15 protein-coding genes are annotated in these 19,385 nt (G+C 44.4%); 9 read left to right on the top strand and 6 right to left on the bottom strand.

Going from position 1 to position 19,385, the window contains the following annotated elements:
• The first annotated feature begins 28 nt into the window (after positions 1–28).
• Positions 29–763, top strand: coding sequence for a vancomycin high temperature exclusion protein (locus tag R7Q48_RS10180; RefSeq protein WP_205390822.1), 735 nt, complete (start codon positions 29–31; stop codon positions 761–763).
• Positions 764–982: 219 nt separating this feature from the next.
• Positions 983–2,353: an SLC13 family permease gene (locus R7Q48_RS10175; RefSeq protein WP_017634863.1), complete on the top strand. Its 1,371-nt coding sequence runs from the start codon at positions 983–985 to the stop codon at positions 2,351–2,353.
• 142 nt (positions 2,354–2,495) lie between these two features.
• Here R7Q48_RS10175 and R7Q48_RS10170 read toward each other — a convergent pair whose 3' ends face one another.
• Entirely contained in the window at positions 2,496–3,833 is a 1,338-nt protein-coding gene (locus tag R7Q48_RS10170; RefSeq protein ID WP_031781257.1) for a GGDEF domain-containing protein, read from the bottom strand.
• A 333-nt stretch (positions 3,834–4,166) separates the two neighbouring features.
• Between R7Q48_RS10170 and R7Q48_RS10165 the strand changes: the two genes are divergently transcribed.
• The gene (locus R7Q48_RS10165; protein WP_005377984.1) at positions 4,167–4,991 is read left to right on the top strand and encodes a DUF2797 domain-containing protein; all 825 of its coding nucleotides are present in this window, start codon (positions 4,167–4,169) and stop codon (positions 4,989–4,991) included.
• Positions 4,992–5,081: 90 nt separating this feature from the next.
• On the opposite strand, the gene R7Q48_RS10160 is transcribed toward R7Q48_RS10165, so the two are convergent.
• Positions 5,082–6,317 (bottom strand): cysteine desulfurase-like protein, encoded by a 1,236-nt coding sequence (locus R7Q48_RS10160; protein ID WP_005377986.1) that lies wholly within the window; start codon positions 6,315–6,317, stop codon positions 5,082–5,084.
• Positions 6,301–6,957, bottom strand: a complete 657-nt coding sequence (locus R7Q48_RS10155) for a 2OG-Fe dioxygenase family protein (protein WP_031781258.1) — start codon at positions 6,955–6,957, stop codon at positions 6,301–6,303. The genes R7Q48_RS10160 and R7Q48_RS10155 overlap by 17 nt, the downstream gene beginning before the upstream one ends.
• Positions 6,958–7,316: 359 nt before the next feature.
• Here R7Q48_RS10155 and trxB point away from each other — a divergent pair, with 359 nt between their 5' ends.
• The 3 genes from trxB to cydC all read left to right on the top strand — a co-directional run bounded on the left by trxB (position 7,317) and on the right by cydC (position 11,881).
• Positions 7,317–8,276 (top strand): thioredoxin-disulfide reductase, encoded by a 960-nt coding sequence (trxB, locus tag R7Q48_RS10150; protein ID WP_213966547.1) that lies wholly within the window; start codon positions 7,317–7,319, stop codon positions 8,274–8,276.
• A gap of 103 nt (positions 8,277–8,379) precedes the next feature.
• Complete coding sequence (gene cydD, locus R7Q48_RS10145; protein WP_047100725.1) at positions 8,380–10,167, top strand: heme ABC transporter permease/ATP-binding protein CydD; 1,788 nt, start codon at positions 8,380–8,382, stop codon at positions 10,165–10,167.
• On the top strand, positions 10,160–11,881 hold the full coding sequence (gene cydC, locus R7Q48_RS10140) for a heme ABC transporter ATP-binding protein/permease CydC (RefSeq protein ID WP_154204674.1): 1,722 nt from the start codon (positions 10,160–10,162) through the stop codon (positions 11,879–11,881). Before cydD ends, cydC begins: the two co-directional genes overlap by 8 nt.
• A 98-nt stretch (positions 11,882–11,979) precedes the next feature.
• Here cydC and R7Q48_RS10135 read toward each other — a convergent pair whose 3' ends face one another.
• The 3 genes from R7Q48_RS10135 to R7Q48_RS10125 all read right to left on the bottom strand — a co-directional run bounded on the left by R7Q48_RS10135 (position 11,980) and on the right by R7Q48_RS10125 (position 15,902).
• Positions 11,980–13,311, bottom strand: coding sequence for a D-serine ammonia-lyase (locus R7Q48_RS10135; protein WP_064353825.1), 1,332 nt, complete (start codon positions 13,309–13,311; stop codon positions 11,980–11,982).
• 90 nt (positions 13,312–13,401) lie between these two features.
• The gene (gene serC, locus R7Q48_RS10130) at positions 13,402–14,496 is read right to left on the bottom strand and encodes a 3-phosphoserine/phosphohydroxythreonine transaminase (protein ID WP_005378000.1); all 1,095 of its coding nucleotides are present in this window, start codon (positions 14,494–14,496) and stop codon (positions 13,402–13,404) included.
• Between the two features lie 137 nt (positions 14,497–14,633).
• The gene (locus tag R7Q48_RS10125; RefSeq protein WP_005378002.1) at positions 14,634–15,902 is read right to left on the bottom strand and encodes a DUF945 family protein; all 1,269 of its coding nucleotides are present in this window, start codon (positions 15,900–15,902) and stop codon (positions 14,634–14,636) included.
• A 186-nt stretch (positions 15,903–16,088) separates the two neighbouring features.
• Between R7Q48_RS10125 and R7Q48_RS10120 the strand changes: the two genes are divergently transcribed.
• The 3 genes from R7Q48_RS10120 (at position 16,089) to R7Q48_RS10110 (ending at position 19,363) form a co-directional block, all read left to right on the top strand.
• On the top strand, positions 16,089–18,029 hold the full coding sequence (locus R7Q48_RS10120; protein WP_318132269.1) for an ATP-binding protein: 1,941 nt from the start codon (positions 16,089–16,091) through the stop codon (positions 18,027–18,029).
• Positions 18,026–18,523 carry a response regulator gene (locus R7Q48_RS10115; protein ID WP_005378005.1) on the top strand — a complete coding sequence of 166 codons (498 nt, stop codon included), beginning with the start codon at positions 18,026–18,028 and terminating at the stop codon, positions 18,521–18,523. The genes R7Q48_RS10120 and R7Q48_RS10115 overlap by 4 nt, the downstream gene beginning before the upstream one ends.
• Positions 18,524–18,814: 291 nt before the next feature.
• A complete protein-coding gene (locus tag R7Q48_RS10110) occupies positions 18,815–19,363 on the top strand; it encodes a hypothetical protein (protein WP_005378006.1) in 549 nt (182 codons plus the stop codon).
• The last annotated feature ends 22 nt before the right edge of the window (positions 19,364–19,385 follow it).

Genomic DNA, 19,385 nt, shown 5'->3' with positions numbered 1-19,385 from the left:
ACATTTTTAGTTAAGGATATAAAACGTTTTGTTGTTTTCTCGCATAAGATCAAAGTGGAAGCTGAAATTTTCCTGGAAGCGATTTGCTTTGATTTTGTCGATCTCTGCACTTAGTCTGCTTGTTTCTGTTATTGCCATCGACCGATGGGTGGTTTTACAAGCCAAAGAGAGCATTTTCACTGAATACGAGCAAATCCCTCAACATGAGGTTGCCGTAGTTCTTGGTACCAGTAAATACATCGGAAAGATCCTCAACACTTACTACACTCATCGCATTAATGCGGCGATTGAGCTTTACAACCAAGGCAAAGTAAAACAGTTTTTATTGAGTGGTGATAACGCCCACCGTTCATACAACGAACCGTGGACAATGAAACGCGACTTACTTAAAGCAGGCGTGCCTGAAGAAGTGATTCACCTTGATTATGCTGGCTTTCGTACCTTAGATTCGATTGTACGAGCGAAAAAAATTTTTGCTTCGGAGCGATTTCTGATTGTGACTCAGCGCTTTCACTGTGAACGCGCACTGTTCATCGCTGATGCTTACAGCATTGATGCCCAGTGTCTCGCGGTAGCAGGGCCGACGGCCAACAAGCAAAAAACATCGATGCGTGTTCGAGAACTGCTAGCCCGTGTGAAAGCGTTTTTAGACCTGTATATTATCAATACGCAGCCTAAGTTCCTTGGCCCTCAAGAACCTATCGTTGCAGTAAAAGAGCCAAATAAAGCAGATAACGAGCCTCTTCAAGTCCCCGTCGAATAGAGGAATAACGTGGCTCACAAGCCTAGTAACATTTCTATAAAACAAATGGGTAGTTTTCTACCCATTTCCAATTCTCAACATCACACTTTCTAATTTGCTCTACGATTCAGGCAAAACTCTTTTTCGCATTCAAAGTAACATTTCATCAATAAATAACTACAAGTCAGTTACTTTGCCATAAAAAAACCGACAAAAGGCAATGCAAAAGGAGCACTACCCATGACCGCACTCGCTGTGACATTGAAGAATTGGTTCTTCACTCGCAACAGCATGATTTTGAACGCGAATATCCTATTGTTCATTATCTTGTTTAATACCTTACCCTTTGAACCACAAGTAGTAACCGGCCTGAGCATCTTAGTTTTTGTTGCTATTCTGTGGCTAACCGAAGCGATTCACGTCAGCATTACTGCGCTGCTCATACCACTACTTGCGGTATTTTTGGGTGTGTTCAACACTCAAGCCGCACTGAATAACTTTTCCAACTCCATCATTTTTCTATTTTTGGGTGGTTTTGCACTAGCTGCGGCTCTACATAAACAAAAGTTAGATCAAGCGATTGCAGATAAAGTACTATTGCTGGCAAGAGGAAAAATGTCTGTCGCTGTATTCATGCTATTTGGTGTGAGTGCTGGCCTGTCAATGTGGATTTCAAACACCGCCACCGCCGCGATGATGTTACCGCTTGTGCTGGGTGTGATGACAAAGCTAGACGCCAAGAAAAACCACAACACCTTTTTGTTTGTTCTACTCGGTATCGCTTACAGTGCTTCAATTGGTGGTATTGCAACACTGGTTGGTAGCCCACCAAACGCAATTGCAGCCGCTGAAGTTGGTCTAAGCTTCACTGAATGGATGAAGTTTGGTGTACCTATTTCCCTAGTATTAATGCCAATCGCTATCCTCGTATTGTACACGATGACTAAGCCTGACCTTAGCCACAAGTTTGACCTTGACCATCAACCAGTCGAATGGACAAACGGCAAAATGATTACGTTGGCGATTTTCTTACTGACCGTAACTTTGTGGATATTCAGTAAGCCTATTAACGCTATGCTGGGTGGCTTCGCGAAGTTCGATACTCTTGTAGCCATTGGCGCCATCCTTCTACTTGGTGCTTCTCGCGCCGTCGAGTGGAAAGATATTGAGAAAACAACCGACTGGGGTGTGTTAATCCTATTTGGTGGTGGTATCTGTCTGAGTAACGTCCTAAAAGCAACCGGAACAAGCGTATTTTTGGCTCATAGCTTGTCAGGCTTCCTTGAGCAAGCTGGTATTCTCTTAACGATTCTTGCAGTGGTTGCTTTTGTTGTCTTCTTAACTGAGTTTGCGAGTAACACCGCCAGTGCTGCGCTACTTGTCCCTGTATTTGCGACCATTGCAGAAGCCTTAGGCATGTCTCCGGTTATTCTCTCTGCACTGATTGCCGTCGCTGCATCTTGTGCATTTATGTTACCTGTTGCAACACCTCCAAACGCGATTGTGTTCGGTACGGGTCATATCAAGCAAAAAGAAATGATGCGAATTGGTTTCGTATTAAACATTGCCTGTATTGCTGCACTAACGCTTTTCGCTTGGTTGTTCTGGTAAAAATAGCAAGTTCGATTAGCACTACACTGCTGCTCACGGTAATCGTATCGATAACCCAAACTTCCCCCCTAAGTGGTGTTCAGCAGTTTCCCTCTTGGTGGCCAGTTGGCCACCTTTTTTCTTTCCTTTTAGTGAACGGCTATCAGGCTTGCTTCTTTTCGCAAGCAAGTAAACCATAATGAGCTTCCACTCGGTTGCGACCATTGCGCTTCGCCTGATACAGCACTTCGTCAGCTCTCGCCATGGTTTCTGAGACGCGTTCATTCTGCATTTGGGCAACGCCAATACTGCAAGTTAATGATTCACCGTGCACCCACAAATGATCCTCCACATTTTTGCGAATCATTTCTGCCTTCTCTAACGCTTGTTCAATATTGGTATCAGGGCAAAATACGACAAACTCTTCGCCGCCCCAACGAACGAGTCGATCGTCTGAGTAAATAGAAGTCGCTACCACCATGACAAATTCGCGCAATATGTCATCCCCCATTTGGTGCCCAAATTTGTCGTTCACCTTTTTAAACTTATCCAAGTCCAAATAGAGAATACTGAAGGTGTTATGCCCCCAGCGAACCTGACGAGATTGTTGTTCCAGCCAGTGTTGCACAGCATATCGGTTCATCGCGCCCGTCAAAGCATCTCGATGCGCTAGCTCTGCAAACTCATAGTTTTGAGCTCGCAAAGTATCATTCACCTTTTCCAAATGACGGTGACGCTTTTGCGCTTTTTCATAAGCCACTCTATTTTTTCGTAACTCATGCAGTGAAAAAGCCAGTCCAAGCGCCATCCAAGAGAGTAATAATGCATACAACAATGTTTCTTGCGCAAGGTAAGCGCCTTCAAACTCAATTTTATCAATCACAATTCTATGTTTACCAAGTGCCGCACCAGACCCAGTTGCAATATCAATACGTGTGATGTTTGAAAATTCAGGTGCAGAGTGCTCAATCGCGACTCCGTTATCTGCTAACCACCAGGTCATCACCTGAAGATTTTTAATCGGAATTTCGACAATATCGCTCGAACCCGACGGAGAAAACTGCATGCCATTATATTTAATGGTGTACTCGTCGTCCGGCTTGGAATACTCAGAATTATAATTGCGAAGATACAAACGTAGGTCGTGGCTAGGGTTAGCCCCTATTCCTGCCTCTTCATATCGCACCTTCAATCGAATCGTATGGTAGTTGGAAAGGTCAATACCCTGTGTTGGCGTTGCTGAATCGGTATAAACCGAGATTCCGCAGTAAGGCCAAGCATACGAGCTCTGCTTTAGTTCACAGCTAAGGACTAGGCTTTGCCGATCGTATGTGATATCTGCCTCACTCACACCTCCTTCACTGGCATCTTTAGTTGCATAGATATTGAAATGCTCAGGTGTAATGGTCAGCTTTCGCGTATCGCCAAGCACACTATAAAGGGCAACCAAACTGATAGTGCAAATAGAAAGAGCAAAGATAAAGTTATGGATCCACTTCATGGGCAAGTGACCTGCTGAGATTATACAATACGTGGGGTTCAATAATTTCAAAAATGAAATCAAGGTGATTTATCAAGAAATAAAATCGCTTTTTCATTCAATTCTTAGTTTCGACACATGGTAACGGATTTTGAACCGTTATCACGTTTTAAAATTTCTAAAAAGTGCAGCCCAACTTCTATTTGCGAAGCATTTCACAGCCATAATTTTTAGAAAATAAAACACGATGCATAATAATTTAGTGCAAGACATTTACTTTAAAGCTCCTGTCAACCCTGCATCTCTTCTCCACTTCAGTATATACTGTGCAAAAACACAATAATGAGTAATGTCATGTCATTAATTGCAACTGGCACGCTAAACAAAATGCGTGCTTCTCTGGACGGTGCCGTCAACTACCGTCTTCCTGTCGGTGAGGAAGAAATCGACTTAACTCCTTTTCTGGGTAAAACGCTCACACTGACTCACACTGGCAATATTTTTTGTTGCTCATGTGGAAAGAAAACGAAAAAGAGTTATTCGCAAGGCCACTGTTTTGTATGCATGAAAAAGCTAGCAAGCTGCGACATGTGTATCATGAAGCCAGAGACCTGCCACTACGATCAAGGGACTTGTCGCGAACCACAATGGGGTGAAGAGAATTGCATGGTGGATCACTTTGTCTACCTGTCCAACACATCCAGCTTAAAAGTTGGTATTACTCGTCATACTCAAATCCCGACTCGTTGGATTGACCAAGGCGCGACTCAGGGCTTGCCAATTTTTAAAGTAAAAACTCGCCATATCTCCGGTTTAATTGAAGTTGAACTGGCGAAACATATCGCAGACAAGACCAATTGGCGCACACTGCTAAAAGGTGACGGTGAACCTATGGCATTGCAGGACCGTTTTGCTGAGCTATTGCCTTTAGTCGAAGAGAAAATTGCCGAGATAAAACAGCAATTCGGCGAAGATGCCATTGAAGTATTAAACGAAAGCATTACCGACCTTAGCTACCCGGTACAACAGCACCCAACGAAGATCACTTCGCATAACTTCGATAAAAACCCGGTTGTTACTGGCACTTTGCAAGGCATCAAAGGTCAATACCTCATCTTTGATACCGGCGTTATTAATGTAAGAAAATTCACTTCCTATGAAGTTGAAGTTAGTGAGTAATCGCTTGCAGAACGCGTTGATTCAAATAAAAATGAAAAAAGCTCGAGTTTGACTCGAGCTTTTGTTTTTCTATTATGAAGAAATCGTTAGTTATGCGTCAAGGATGCTTTCTAGCACATCGAATAACATATCGACTTCTTCTATTGTGTTGTAATGCATACAACCAATTCGCACTACACCACCCGATTCTTCTAAACCAAGTTGACGAACTAAGCCCAACGCATAAAAGTGACCATTCCATACACAAATGTTATGTTCACCCAGTGTTTTCGCGATGAACTCTGGAGAATATCGGTCAAACGTTAGCGCAAAAGTTGGCGTGCGGAGTTGGCTATCTTCCTTTGCGATACCGAATAGATTGACACCATCTAATGCATTCAAACGCTGCAAGAAACGCTCACTCAAGCGCTGCTCATGTTGTTCATACAGTTGGTAGCTTTGCTCCAATCGTTGGCGAAGAGGTAAACCGACTTCACCAAATTGAGCCAGATACTCAACCGCAGAAACGACACCAGCAAGACCTTCAAAACTTTGCGTTCCTGTTTCAAATCGACCAGGGCCTATATTAGTGGCAGGCTCGACTTTGTAAGGGCGAATACTGTGGAGCCACTGATCGGCTATGTAAGCAATACCAACGTGTGGTCCGAAAAACTTGTAAGCTGAGCAAGCTAAAAAGTCACAACCTAACGCTTGAACATCAACCAAATGATGAGGCGCATAATGGACGGCATCCACATAAACTTGTGCCCCAACATTGTGCGCCATGCTGACTACTTGCTGTACATCCACAATAGAGCCCGTCGTGTTCGATGCATAAGTCACAGCGACAAGGCGCGTTTTATCAGAAAGAAGGCGGCTTAAATGCTCCATATCAAGCGTACAATCTTCTTCGTTGATACGAACTTGATGAACCGTAACGCCTTTATCTTCTGCCGCTTGCTGCCAGCTGGATACATTTGAATAGTGATCCAAAGCGGAGACAATGATCTCATCTCCTGCTTGCCAATCTCGACTAATCGCGCGACTAAGCTGAAAGGTTAGTGAGGTCATATTGGCACCGAAGACAATATTGCCAGATGAAGGGGCATTAAGTAGAGCCTGAGCCGACTCACGCGCATTTTGCATTACGTCAACGGTCACTTGGCTAGAAAAATAATGCCCGCCTAAGTTAGCGTTGAAACGACCTAAATACCCAACCATGCTGTCTAGTACTGGTTGAGGCACTTGTGAGCCACCTGGACCATCAAAAAACGTCACGGGCTTGTCGTTGTGGTATTGAGCCAACGCCGGAAATTGCTCTCTGATCTGATTAAGATTGAAATTCATTACGCTTATCCGTAGCAGTAAGTACAAATACATCCATATGGCCCGCTTCGTCATCAATAACAGAGCGGATTGGGCACGCGTTATGCCACAGCTTGCTATCAGCCAAGATTGCGACCTCTCCGGTTTCTAGCACTTTACGGAAAAATGGGGCTTGGTTATGGCTGCTGTACAGCATGATGTCGCCACCGATGATGTTATGGCGTCCCACACCAACCATTGCAATATGATCAAAACCGTCTTGGTGCACACCTTCAGGTGCTACTTGGGTTTCTTCTTCCAGTGCCCTGATACGGATTTGGTGAATTTCTATTTCTTGACCGTTTGGCAGATGATTCGCATTGACAAACAATTCACACATTTCTCGAAAGCCATCGCTGGTAAGAATATCCTTCTCAATTGGCTCGAATTGTCTTACAACATCACCTTGAAATCGGTTGATATCAGAGGATTGAACAAAGCTATTTTTATTTAAGTCGATGACTTTGCCGTTATCAAAACCAACCACAGAATAACGTCGTAGTCGATACTGACCATCTGCATGTTCGGTACGAGGCAGTTCTTCAAACGATGGGGAAAGCTGCTCAATTGCTGCCATGCTGAGCTGTGTTAAATGTAGAGTATTCTCACGTGAATGTAACATCATTTGCTCCTTTAATGAGGCACATTAATTAACATTTAATTTACACACTAGGTTACGCAAATATTCTGCAATTACCAGCTTTTAACGTTGATAGCTTCAACAAAACGACGAAAACGACATAACAAACCAAATTAAAACACAAAAACAGAGTCATGTTTCAGTTTTACGCTTTGACAATATTTGAAACTAGACTTCTCTACTACGAATAGAATTTTATGCTAGAAGTCAACGTTCTCTATCAATATTTAGTGGGTTCTAATCTATAACCAATTATTCGATCACAATCGTTGTTTATGCTTTTAAAGCACTAAGAATTTCCATACAATCGAGGGAAATGTTACGCCCTTTTTGGAGCCATAATGAGCGACGTAAAACACTGTAAATTATTAATTCTTGGTTCTGGTCCTGCAGGATACACAGCTGCCGTCTACGCAGCGCGTGCAAACTTAAAACCTGTGCTTGTGACGGGAATGCAACAAGGTGGTCAGCTAACCACCACAACTGAAGTTGAAAACTGGCCAGGCGATGCTGAGGGACTGACAGGTCCAGCATTGATGGATCGCATGAAAGAACACGCCGAGCGTTTCGAAACTGAAATCGTATTTGATCACATCAATGAAGTAGAGCTATCACAACGCCCATTTCGTTTAAAAGGCGACTCAGGTGAGTACACTTGTGATGCCTTAATCATATCTACCGGCGCATCAGCAAAATACCTTGGCCTTGAGTCTGAAGAAGCATTTAAAGGTCGCGGCGTTTCTGCTTGTGCAACCTGTGACGGTTTCTTCTACCGTAATCAGAAAGTTGCAGTTGTGGGCGGTGGTAACACGGCTGTTGAAGAAGCGCTATACCTATCTAACATTGCGTCAGAAGTTCACCTGATCCACCGCCGCGATTCATTCCGCGCAGAGAAGATCCTTGTGAAACGTCTGATGGATAAAGTTGAAAGCGGTAATATCGTTCTTCATACCGATCGCACTCTCGATGAAGTACTGGGTGACGATATGGGCGTAACGGGCGTCCGCATTAAAGACGTGAACAGCGGTGCGACAGAAGATATCGATGTAATGGGTGCATTCATCGCAATTGGCCACCAGCCAAACACACAAATCTTTGAAGGCCAAGTAGACATGAAAGATGGCTACATCATCGTTCAATCAGGTCTTGAAGGCAACGCAACACAAACTAGTATCGAAGGTGTATTTGCAGCTGGCGACGTAATGGACCACAACTACCGTCAAGCGATCACCTCTGCAGGTACAGGTTGTATGGCTGCATTAGATGCTGAACGTTTCTTAGACTCACTTGGTGACAAATAACTTTTCACATTTGTGTCATATCCTTAAAGCCCAGCGGTATTCCCGCTGGGTTTTCTTTTGTATACTACCGCCTCATTAAAACAATTATCATTAAGCCTTCACGATGGATAAGAAAAAGCAAAGCAGCTTGAATAAGTGGCTGAAGCAACAAAGTAAGTTAGCCAAGCGCTGGCTTATGATTGCGATAGGCCTAGGCGTACTTTCAAGCGTGTTTTTATTGGCTCAAGCAGCCCTGCTCGCCTCCATTCTGCACCAGTTAATCATTGACCAAGTCGACAAAGCCGACCTCATTTGGCATTTTGTTGGGCTCGGTGGCACGGTTATCGGTCGAGCTGCTTGTACCTGGGGTCGAGAGCTTGCCGGTTACCGTTGCGGGGAGCAAATTCGAGTTTATATTCGCCAACTCATTTTAGATAAAGTTCATAAACTTGGGCCAGCTTACATCAAAGGCAAACCTGCTGGCAGTTGGGCAACGCTCATCTTAGAGCAGGTAGAAGATATGCAAGATTTCTTCTCACGCTACTTGCCTCAAATGTCATTATCGGTACTAGTGCCTTTCATCATTTTGGTTGTCGTATTCCCAGTAAACTGGGCAGCAGGCTTGATCTTCCTGGTCACTGCACCACTAGTGCCTATTTTCATGGCACTGGTTGGGATGAAAGCCGCAGAAGCAAACCGTAAAAACTTTAAAGCAATGCAGCGTTTGTCGGGTCACTTTTATGACCGCTTGCAAGCAATGACGACCATTCGCTTATTCGATAGAACAAAATCTGAAACTGAAACTCTTAAGGGTGCTTCGGAAGTCTTTCGTACTCGTACCATGGACGTTCTGAAAATCGCGTTTCTGTCTTCTGCGGTGTTAGAGTTTTTCACTTCTATTTCTATCGCAATTACCGCTGTCTACTTTGGCTTTAGTTATATCGGGGAGCTCGATTTCGGCTACTACGGCGCAGGTGTTACGCTCTTTGCTGGTTTGTTCATTCTGATTCTTGCTCCAGAGTTTTATCAGCCATTACGTGATTTGGGCACGTTCTATCATGCGAAACAGCAAGCGGTTGGCGCAGCAGAAAGCATTGTCGAGTTTCTGGATTTGGAAGTCGATCAAATCAAAGATGGTACCCAAGCGTTAGATAAAAACAGCCCTATCCATATTGAAGCGGACCAGTTAACCATTTTTAGTCCGGAAGGTAAGCAGCTCGCAGGTCCCCTATCCTTCTCTCTTGAAGCCAACAAAAGTACAGCGTTGGTTGGACCAAGTGGCGCAGGTAAAACAAGTTTGGTAAACACAATCCTCGGTTTCATGCCTTATCAAGGTAGCTTAAAAATTAATGGCTGCGAATTGTCGCAACTGGATCTAGCCACATGGCGAGAGGCAGTAAGCTGGATTGGTCAAAACCCGATGCTATTACACGGTAGCATTCGAGATAACATCACACTAGGTAAGCAAAATATTCAGGATGCAGACGTACATTCTGTGTTGAATGACTCTCACGCTGCTGAATTTGTTGAAATGCATGGGTTGGATTATCCGATATCTGATCGTTCTGGTGGTTTATCTGTCGGCCAAGCGCAGCGTTTAGCACTGGCTCGCGCCATGCTACAAAATGGTCGTTTTTGGTTATTAGATGAACCAACCGCAAGCTTAGATGCTCGCAGTGAAAAACTCGTGATGGAAGGCATTAACAAGTATGCGCATGCCACAACGAATTTGATGATTACTCACCAACTTGCGCCTTTACAAAACGTATCGCAAATTCTTGTTATGCAGGACGGCCAGATTGTTCAACGTGGTGATTACGCCACACTGTCGACAGAAGATGGCTTATTTAAAGACATGTTGGAAGCGAACCTCGCACAACGTGAAACAGACAAGGGGAACTTAGATGCGTGATTTACTCCCTTATCTAAAACTCTATAAGAAACACTGGTTTGGTCTTTCGCTAGGTATGCTACTGGCATTTCTGACCTTAGCGGCATCTATTGGCTTATTAACGCTATCAGGTTGGTTTATTTCAGCCGCAGCGGTGGCAGGCTTGACGGTTGCTCGTGAGACCTTCAACTACATGTTACCAGGTGCCGGGGTACGCGGCGCTGCAATGGCTCGAACCGCAGGTCGATGGGGAGAACGTGTCGTTAGCCACAATGCAACGTTCAAGCTGCTTACCGATCTACGTATCTTCTTCTTTAAGAAACTTGCACCACTGATTCCGGGTCGTGTTTCTACGATGCGTGATGCCGATCTGCTCAACCGCCTAGTAGCGGACGTAGACGCGATGGATCACGTTTACCTTCGACTTATCAGCCCTGTCGTGATTGGTATTTTTGGCATATTGTGTTTAACGGCTATCCTGGCTTTCTTTGATTGGCATCTCGCCCTACTGCTTGGCTCGATTCTTACCGTCATGTTGTTTGTATGGCCAGTGCTGTTCTATAAACTGGGTAAAAATAATGGCGAGAATCTCACTCATCATAAAGCGCAATTTCGAGTGGCGACACTGGACTGGCTTCAAGGCTACAGTGAACTGAGTATCTTTGGAGCAGAAGAACGTTATCGTAATCTCATTCTAGAGAAGCAGAAGCAGTTGCTGTCTAACCAATTTGTGAACGCGAATTTAACGGGCATGGCTTCAGGCCTGCTTATGCTGGTGAACGGCCTTACACTGGTTGTGATGCTTTGGTTTGCTGCAGACGGCGTAGGTGGTCGTGCTCCTGATCCTTGGATTGCGCTGTTTGCGTTTGCAACCATGGCGAGCTTTGAGATTCTGATGCCTATCGCGGGCGCATTCCAGTATCTCGGTCAAACGTTGACCTCTGCTCGTCGTTTAAATGAAGTAATTTTGGCTGAACCTGACGTTGTCTTCCCTGAGCAGTCGAAACATAAAGACACAACGTTAGACATTGAATTCGACAACATAGATTTTACTTACCCTGACGGTCAGCAAAAGGTGCTGAAAGACTTGTCACTCTCACTACCGCTGGGCACTAAAACTGCAATTGTAGGTCAAACAGGTTCAGGTAAATCAACACTGATTCAGCTTCTTTGCCGCTACTGGGATGTTAACCAAGGTGAAGTTCGAATCGGTGGTACAAAACTGCAAGATTGGAGCGAGTCGGACCTGCGAGCAGCAATGACTGTGGTCAGTCAACGCGTAGATGTACTAAACGGGACACTACGTGACAACTTACTCATGGCCGCGCCGGATGCAAGTGATGAGCAACTGTCTACTATTTTACAAAAAGTCGAGCTTGGCGGACTTCTTGAAGAGCCGGGTTTAGACGCTTGGTTAGGCGACGGCGGTCGTCAGTTATCTGGTGGTGAGAAACGTCGAATCGGTATTGCTCGAGCATTGCTACGTGATGCCCCAATCCTACTCTTAGATGAACCGACTGAAGGCCTCGATAAGCGTACGGAACAAAAAGTGATGGCGCTTTTCAATGAACACTTTGCTAATAAGACAGTAGTATTCATTACACACCGACTGATAGAGTTAGAAAGTATGGATAGCATCTGTTTGATGGAACAAGGTGAGATCATCGAACAAGGCGACCATCCAACGCTACTCGCTCAAAAAGGTCGTTACTACCAGCTATTACAATCTCTATAATTCGATTTTCAGTGACGAGAAGGGCTCATCAAACGATGAGCCCTTTTGTTATTCCTGTATTAATTAGTTACCTAATTAAGCACGTATACAGTGCTGATTTACCGACCAGATTTTTTGAGATAAGCCGCCATTTCATCTTCCGGAACCATGCCCCCACCAGTTGCCCAAACAAGATGTGTTGCGTTTTTGAGTTTTTCTTCGTCAAATTTCATTTGAGACTGATAAGCATGGTTATTCGAGACGTGCACTGCCCCAATCATACCGGCTAATGCAGAAGGCTCTAGATTAATACCTTCCAGTTCACTTAACTCACCCAAGTGGTGATACATACGAGCGTCATCAATGGTGTAAAAACCATCAAGTAGCCTTTCCATCGCTCTTCCGACAAATCCCGAGGCACGCCCGACTGCCAAGCCATCAGCGGCGGTGATGTTATCGATACCCAAATCTTGTACCGAAATATCGTCATGCAAGCCTGTATGTACGCCCAACAGCATGCACGGGGAGTGCGTTGGCTCCGCGAAAATACAATGGACATGCTCGCCAAACGCTACCTTCAAGCCAAATGCCACGCCACCAGGCCCGCCGCCAACACCACAAGGAAGATAAACAAACAATGGATGATGCTCATCAACAACGATTCCCAAGTCATCAAATTGCTGCTTAAGACGCTCACCCGCAACAGAGTAACCTAGAAACAGCGTCCGTGAGTTTTCATCATCGATAAAGAAACAGTTGGGATCTTTTTCTGCCTCTTTACGACCTTGCGCGACAGCAATACCATAATCTTCTTGGTGCTCTACGACATTAACACCATGTGACCGGAGCTTATTTTTCTTCCATTCCCGCGCATCCGCAGACATGTGGACTGAAACTGAAAAACCCAGCTTCGCACTCATGATACCGATGGACATACCAAGATTGCCGGTTGAGCCAACTGCAATACTGTACTGCTTAAAAAACTGCCGAAACTCATTGCTGAACAATTTGCTGTAATCATCGCTTTCACAGAGCAAGCCGGCTTCAAACGCCAACTTTTCTGCATGAGTGAGCACTTCATAAATACCACCTCTCGCTTTGATCGAACCAGAAATTGGCAAATGACTGTCTTTTTTGAGCATTAAATGGCCCAATATTGGTGTGTCGTATTGCTGCTCCAAACGCACTTTCATATTGGGAATATCCACCACTGCGGACTCAATAACGCCACGCGACGTTTCCGTTTCGGGAAACGCTTTCATCAAATAAGGCGCAAATCGTGCTAGCCGTTCACTCGCCGCTTGAATATCTTTTTCATCTAACCCGACATGAGGTAAGCCTTCCTCCAAGGAAGTGATATGGGGGTTAAACCAACAAACCTCTTCAAGATCAATAAGTGCTGCCAAGAGTGGGAACTGCTTAGTCAGCGCTTCAATATTTGCCTTGGTCATTTTACCTTCCTGGAATGATGTGAGTTGAGATAAACAAAAGCGCCGCAATAGCGACGCTTTGGAGAACAAATATCAGTTATCAGTTTGAGCTTACGCGTAGTTTTTCTCAAACTCTTGCATGAAGTCTACTAACGCTTGAACGCCTTCAAGCGGCATTGCGTTATAAATGGATGCTCGCATACCACCAACTGCTCGGTGACCTTTTAGCGCTTTCAGCCCTTTAGAGTCTGCTAGCTCAAGGAAGGTTGCATCCAGTTCAGGCTTAGCAAGTTGAAATGGCACGTTCATCAAAGAACGGTTTGCTGAGTGCACGCCATTACGGTAGAAATCAGACTGATCGATGTAATCATACAGTAGCGCGGCTTTAGCGCGGTTCACTTGCTCAATCGCTTTTACTCCGCCCTGTGCCTTCAGCCATTTGAAAACAAGACCAGACAGGTACCATGCAAAGGTTGGTGGCGTGTTGAACATTGATTCTTTTTCTGCCAAAACAGTGTAATCCAAAATACTTGGTAGTACCTGCTTCGCCATACCTAATAAATCATCGCGCACGATAGCAATAGCAATGCCGGAAGGACCAATATTTTTCTGAGCGCCCGCGTAAATCACACCGTATTTCGACACATCAATTTCACGAGAAAGAATTGTCGAAGACATGTCAGCAACAATCGGTTTGTCGGTGATAGGAAGATCGTTAATCTCAATACCATCAATGGTCTCATTTGGACAGAAGTGAACGTAAGCCGCTTCTGGAGCAATTTTCCATTCACTTGCAGGTAGAACCGCGACTTTCCCGTTGATTTCTGTTTTTGCATCAAACACGTCTGGTTCGCAGTATTTTTTCGCTTCAGCTACCGCGCTTTCAGCCCAATAACCACCATCGATGTAAGTTGCCGTATCGGCATCACCAAGTAAGTTTAGAGGAACAGCAGCAAACTGAGCACGAGCACCACCTTGGCAGAACAGTACTTTATAGTTGTCCGGAATATTCAGAAGATCACGTAAATCCTGCTCGGCTTCTTCTGCAACTTTGATGAACTCTTTGCTTCGGTGGCTGATTTCCATGACCGAAGTACCAAGGCCTTGCCAATCGATTAGTTCCTGTTGTGCTTGCTGCATAACTGCTTTAGGCAGACCTGCTGGCCCTGCACTGAAGTTAAATACGTTGTCCGTATTTTGTTCCATGATGCTCATTGCTCCTGCTATGTAAATATTACGAAATTAATATCACGTTTTCGCAGTGATAAAAACAAGAAAAGAGGTCTTACGACCTCTTTTTAAAGACTAAGCGTTGAATTGGAACAAATTCGCAACAACACGAATTACTGTTGTTGCATCAAAGCAGGCATAAGTAGAGCCACCAATGGGAACTCATGCCCATTTTCGAACTTCAATTTGCCTTCACCAATTTCTGCTTTTAATTGATAACCGCCCTCTACTTTTTCGATCAACTCCATAATAAGGAGCTCATCAATCCCTTCTTGAATAAATGGGTAATGCGTTACTAATTCATCAGAGAAGTAAGTGCTAAGTTCACCAGTAGTGGCCGTCACCAACTTCATTGGATCTTGAGAAATATGCTCAGTACCTTCAGGGATGGATAGTTGCCACTCATTGTGGAACTTGCCGTCACCGAACGCGAGTGAAAGCTCGTTCACGGATAAATCAAAACCTTTGCTAAACAGCGTATCGACATGCGGCAATAAATTCGCAATTTCCTGTTCATCTAGCATAGGAGAGCTTTGATAGATAGACATAATTTGATCAAAAGACTGGCTATCCACATCTGCAATTGAGAAATCCAACTTAAAGTTATCGACATCCGTCCCATCAGTTAAACGTAGTTTCTTAGCATCTAGGTTTAATTGACTGTTCAGCTTATCACCAGACTCACTCATCGTAGTGTTACCACGGTAGCTCGCATTTTCAATCAAAAAGACAGGCGTCAAGTTCGCATCAACCACATCCAGCTTCTCTAGAGAAAAAGATTGCTCACCCAGCCAATAGCCTTTTGCTTGCTTTCCTTTACCTTGCCCTGTCAATGCATTCAGATGAAGCTCTTCACCGTTTTCAAAATCCACTTGAACAGAAGGAACGGAAACTTGGTAATTGAGATCACCCAATACCGTCACATCACCTGTTACTTTTGCAGGGCTTGTAGAAACAGAAACACCTTGCGCTTCGTTACGATAATGCCAACTGTCTAGGTCGAGGATAAATGCTGTATTGCCATTTAGTTGAGTCTGGCTATGCATCGTGAGAGGCAAAAAGTCATTGTCCACCAATTTTGAATCTGCTGTTAGGCTTGTTAGACCGTGGCTAACATCACTGGTTACGTCAAACGTCGTTGGCATACCATCACGCTCTAACTGCGTTTTAAGCTCAGGATCAACAACTGAATAACGAGTCAGCACGACTGAAGACAAATAGCCACGCTGATACTCGACCACTTCGCCTTTAATCATTTCATCATTCATATTGGTAATACCATCTTCAATGATGGACTGACCAATTTGTCCGACAGCCAATGGCCAACACAGTGCTAATGAGATAGCACCACCAATGGCGCCGATTTTTTTAAGATTTTGCATAACGTCACTTATTAGATATTTTCGGTCAGTCTACCCCAAACCACCTGCGGAGAAAACATTGAGACAAATCAGACTATTGATGCTTATTCTAGTCCATTAATCAGGAATCATACTTGGCTCCCACTCATCATGTCCTTTTATTGTTAAAGTTTGCGTGGCGAAGTTTTAACCGGAGCTAAAACATCTGTGAATCGTTATGCTGTGTTGTGTCTCGACAACAACCCAATCAGTGCTGAACAGTTTCGATTGGAGCTGTCTGCCTTCTCAAGTAAGTTTGATATATTTTCTGTCGAATCGATAGAAGAGGCTCAAAGCGCTTTAGAGTATCTAGAAGAAAGAGAACAGACTGTTGCTTTAGTTATAGCGAGCCATCACGCTCATTTTAACGGCGTGGATTTTCTTATTGGTTTAGACCGGATGCCACATACCGAGCAAGCAAGAAAAATTCTTATTAGCTGCTCGTCTGATATAGAAGCAATTCTCACTGCCGTTAATGAGGGCAGGCTCGACCACTGCCTCACTAAACCTTTGCCAGATCACGTCTTATTTAACACAGTGCAAAAAGAGCTGACCCAATTTATCTTGCGAAATGGCAAAGAAGACCTGCTAAGTTACAGTCAGATATTGGATCATCACAGCTTGTTGCGAGCGCACATCAATAACCAGATGAGCCATTATCAAGCCGGATTCTTACACGACTACCACTCGATGTCTGATGCCGAGTTAGCCGAGCAAGTGATCTCCGCTCTCCAGCAATTTTTCAAAGATAATGACGAAACAAGAGCGTGCCGTACATACTCACCTGAACATTTGTTAACCGTGGAAGGCAAGCCAAATAGCTTTTTGTGGTTTATCACCGAAGGTGAAGTGGCTCTGTACAAGCGCGATGAGCAAGGCATGCAGCGAGAGGTTGTACGCCATAACAAAGGGAATATTGTCGGAGGCATGTCGTTTGTTACTGGGGAATGTTCTTTCTCGACAGCTCTAACACTAACCAAAACAGAAGTTATCAAACTCGATCGCAACGTATTCAATAAAGTGATGCAAAGCGACTCAAACTTACTGCCTCTTTTTACAAACTTGCTCTTACGCCACTTCAACCGCCGATTGCAAAGAAGCATCAACACCAAACTGCAACTTCAAAAAACGCTCGAATCTTTAGAATCAGCCCACCAGCAGCTCATTGAAAGAGAAAAAATGGCGATGCTTGGTCAATTGGTTGCGGGAGTGGCCCACGAACTAAACAATCCAGTAGCCGCGATATTAAGAGGCGTAGAGAATTTAACGCATACACTAGAACGATTACTTAACGATGCGCCCAGTTCCGATATACAAACCAAAGGCATTGAATTACTGAACAAAGCGCAAACCTCAAAACCCGCTTCAACCGCCGAGCTCAGATCACGCGTAAAAGCGCTTAGCCATACTCTTCCAGACCGAGCGTTGGCAAAGAAAGTGGTGAGCCTTGGTTTAGAATCCGATCACGAGCTACTTACCCAACTAACGAGAAAGCAGCAAACGTCTTATCATACTCTCAATACACTAGAGCAATACCACAAAGCAGGTTCTACACTTCGCTCAATTAATGTCTGTGCAGCACGAATTGCTGATATGGTAAAAAGCCTGAAAGGATATGCTCGGTCAGATGATGAGACCCTGCACTATGCCGATATTCATGAGGGCATTGAAGACACCTTGGTGATTTTCGAGAACAAATTAAAAATGCACCAAGTTTCAACCGACTATGCAAACTTGCCTTCCATCCTTTGTCAACCGATCGCACTCCAACAGGTGTGGACGAACTTGGTCTCTAACGCCATTGACGCATTTCCAGAGAAAGGTGTGTTAAACATACAAACACGCCATGTAGAAAAAGAGCACACACATTATGCCGTTATCTCATTTGAAGATAATGGATGTGGCATTCCTGAATCGCAAAGAGACGCCATTTTCGAGCTGAACTTCACCACAAAAAAAGAAGGTAATTTTGGCTTAGGCATCGGGCTGTCCATCTGCCAGCAAATCGTAACAGCACACAGAGGGTGGATTGACGTCGAATCAGAGATCGGCCAGTTCACACGAATGACCGTCTGGTTACCAGTCATCGAAGAAGGAGATGAAACATGACCAAGTATCTAATTTTATGTGTCGATGACGAACGAGAAGTCTTGGATAGCGTGCTCCAAGATCTTGCTCCCTTCGAGGAGAACTTTGTCGTCGAAGGAGCGGAATCGGTGACTGAAGCTCGGCAAGTGATTGAGGAGATGGCGGAAGAAGAAGTTCAGCTTGCGCTCATTTTATGTGACCACATTATGCCGGAACAAACTGGGATCAGCTTCTTAATCGAACTCAGTCAAAATGGTGACACAAAAGCAGCGCGCAAAGTTTTACTCACAGGACAAGCTGGTTTGGAAGACACCGTAGAAGCCGTAAATAACGCGAGTCTCGATTATTACATTGCCAAACCTTGGAAAGGTGAAGCATTGAGAAAAGCAATCGTGTCTCAGCTTACCGCGTTTGTGATTGAGAATGATGATAACCTGCTATCCTGGACTCAAATCCTTGATTCTGAGGCAATCCTCAACGCCATGGCAGAAAGAAGAGCAAGCTTTGGCGAGTAATAAAGTGTTTGGTTCTAACTTGAACTCAACGATGCTCATTACACCACCTAACCTCGCATAGTCGAATGAGGTTAGAAAAACATCGTTACTTGTCCGAGTGAAATTCTCGGACACTACGTATATGGCGTAGTTTTTGCTTAAACCAAGGAACTATTAAGTTAATTGACAAAACATCGACACATTTTTGTTGGTCGTCGACCTTCCTTTTTATTATGATGTCGGACAAATCAGATTACGGTTCAAGTGGTTGCTTGAATCCATGGAAATAATGAACAAGGTTTATCGTTAGTTATGCGTAAAACACTATTAGCCGCTGCCTTACTAGTGGCATCAAGCCATGCCCTAGCTGCAAACGATCGCAATGCGCCAGCAACTATGAGCAACTTTAGCTACGACTATTTCGAAGCACGTATTGGCGCAAGTCCTGTGACATTTGGTGCTGGATTCAGCAAATCAATTCACCCGAACGCGCATGTTATTGCTCGTATTGACTCTGAGTTTGAAAGTGATTTTGACTCAGCTGCAGGCTTTGGCTTCCATTCTCCGCTAAACAACTGGGCAGATCTTACTGGTGAAATGCTAATGCGCGTTGTGCAACCTTCGAATGAGAGCAGCACAGATGTTGGTATGGAGCTTAACTTAGGTGTTCGCCAATGGTTGGGCCCTCAATTAGAAGTAGGCGGCAAAGTCGGCTACGTTTCTATCGATAACGATGACGATTGGACTGGCTCTGCCTACGCTCGATTCCACTCAACAGAGCTTTTCTCTTTGGGTGCTGAAGCACGTATCAACGATTTTTACGGTGATCAGGTAATGTTCACTACGCGTTTTAAGTTTTAAGATTTGTGCTATAAGAAAAGAG

It is taken from the genome of Vibrio sp. 378 (assembly GCF_033339435.1).
The sequence above is the reverse complement of the archived record's forward strand: the minus strand, read 5'-3'. Positions and strand labels throughout refer to the sequence as shown.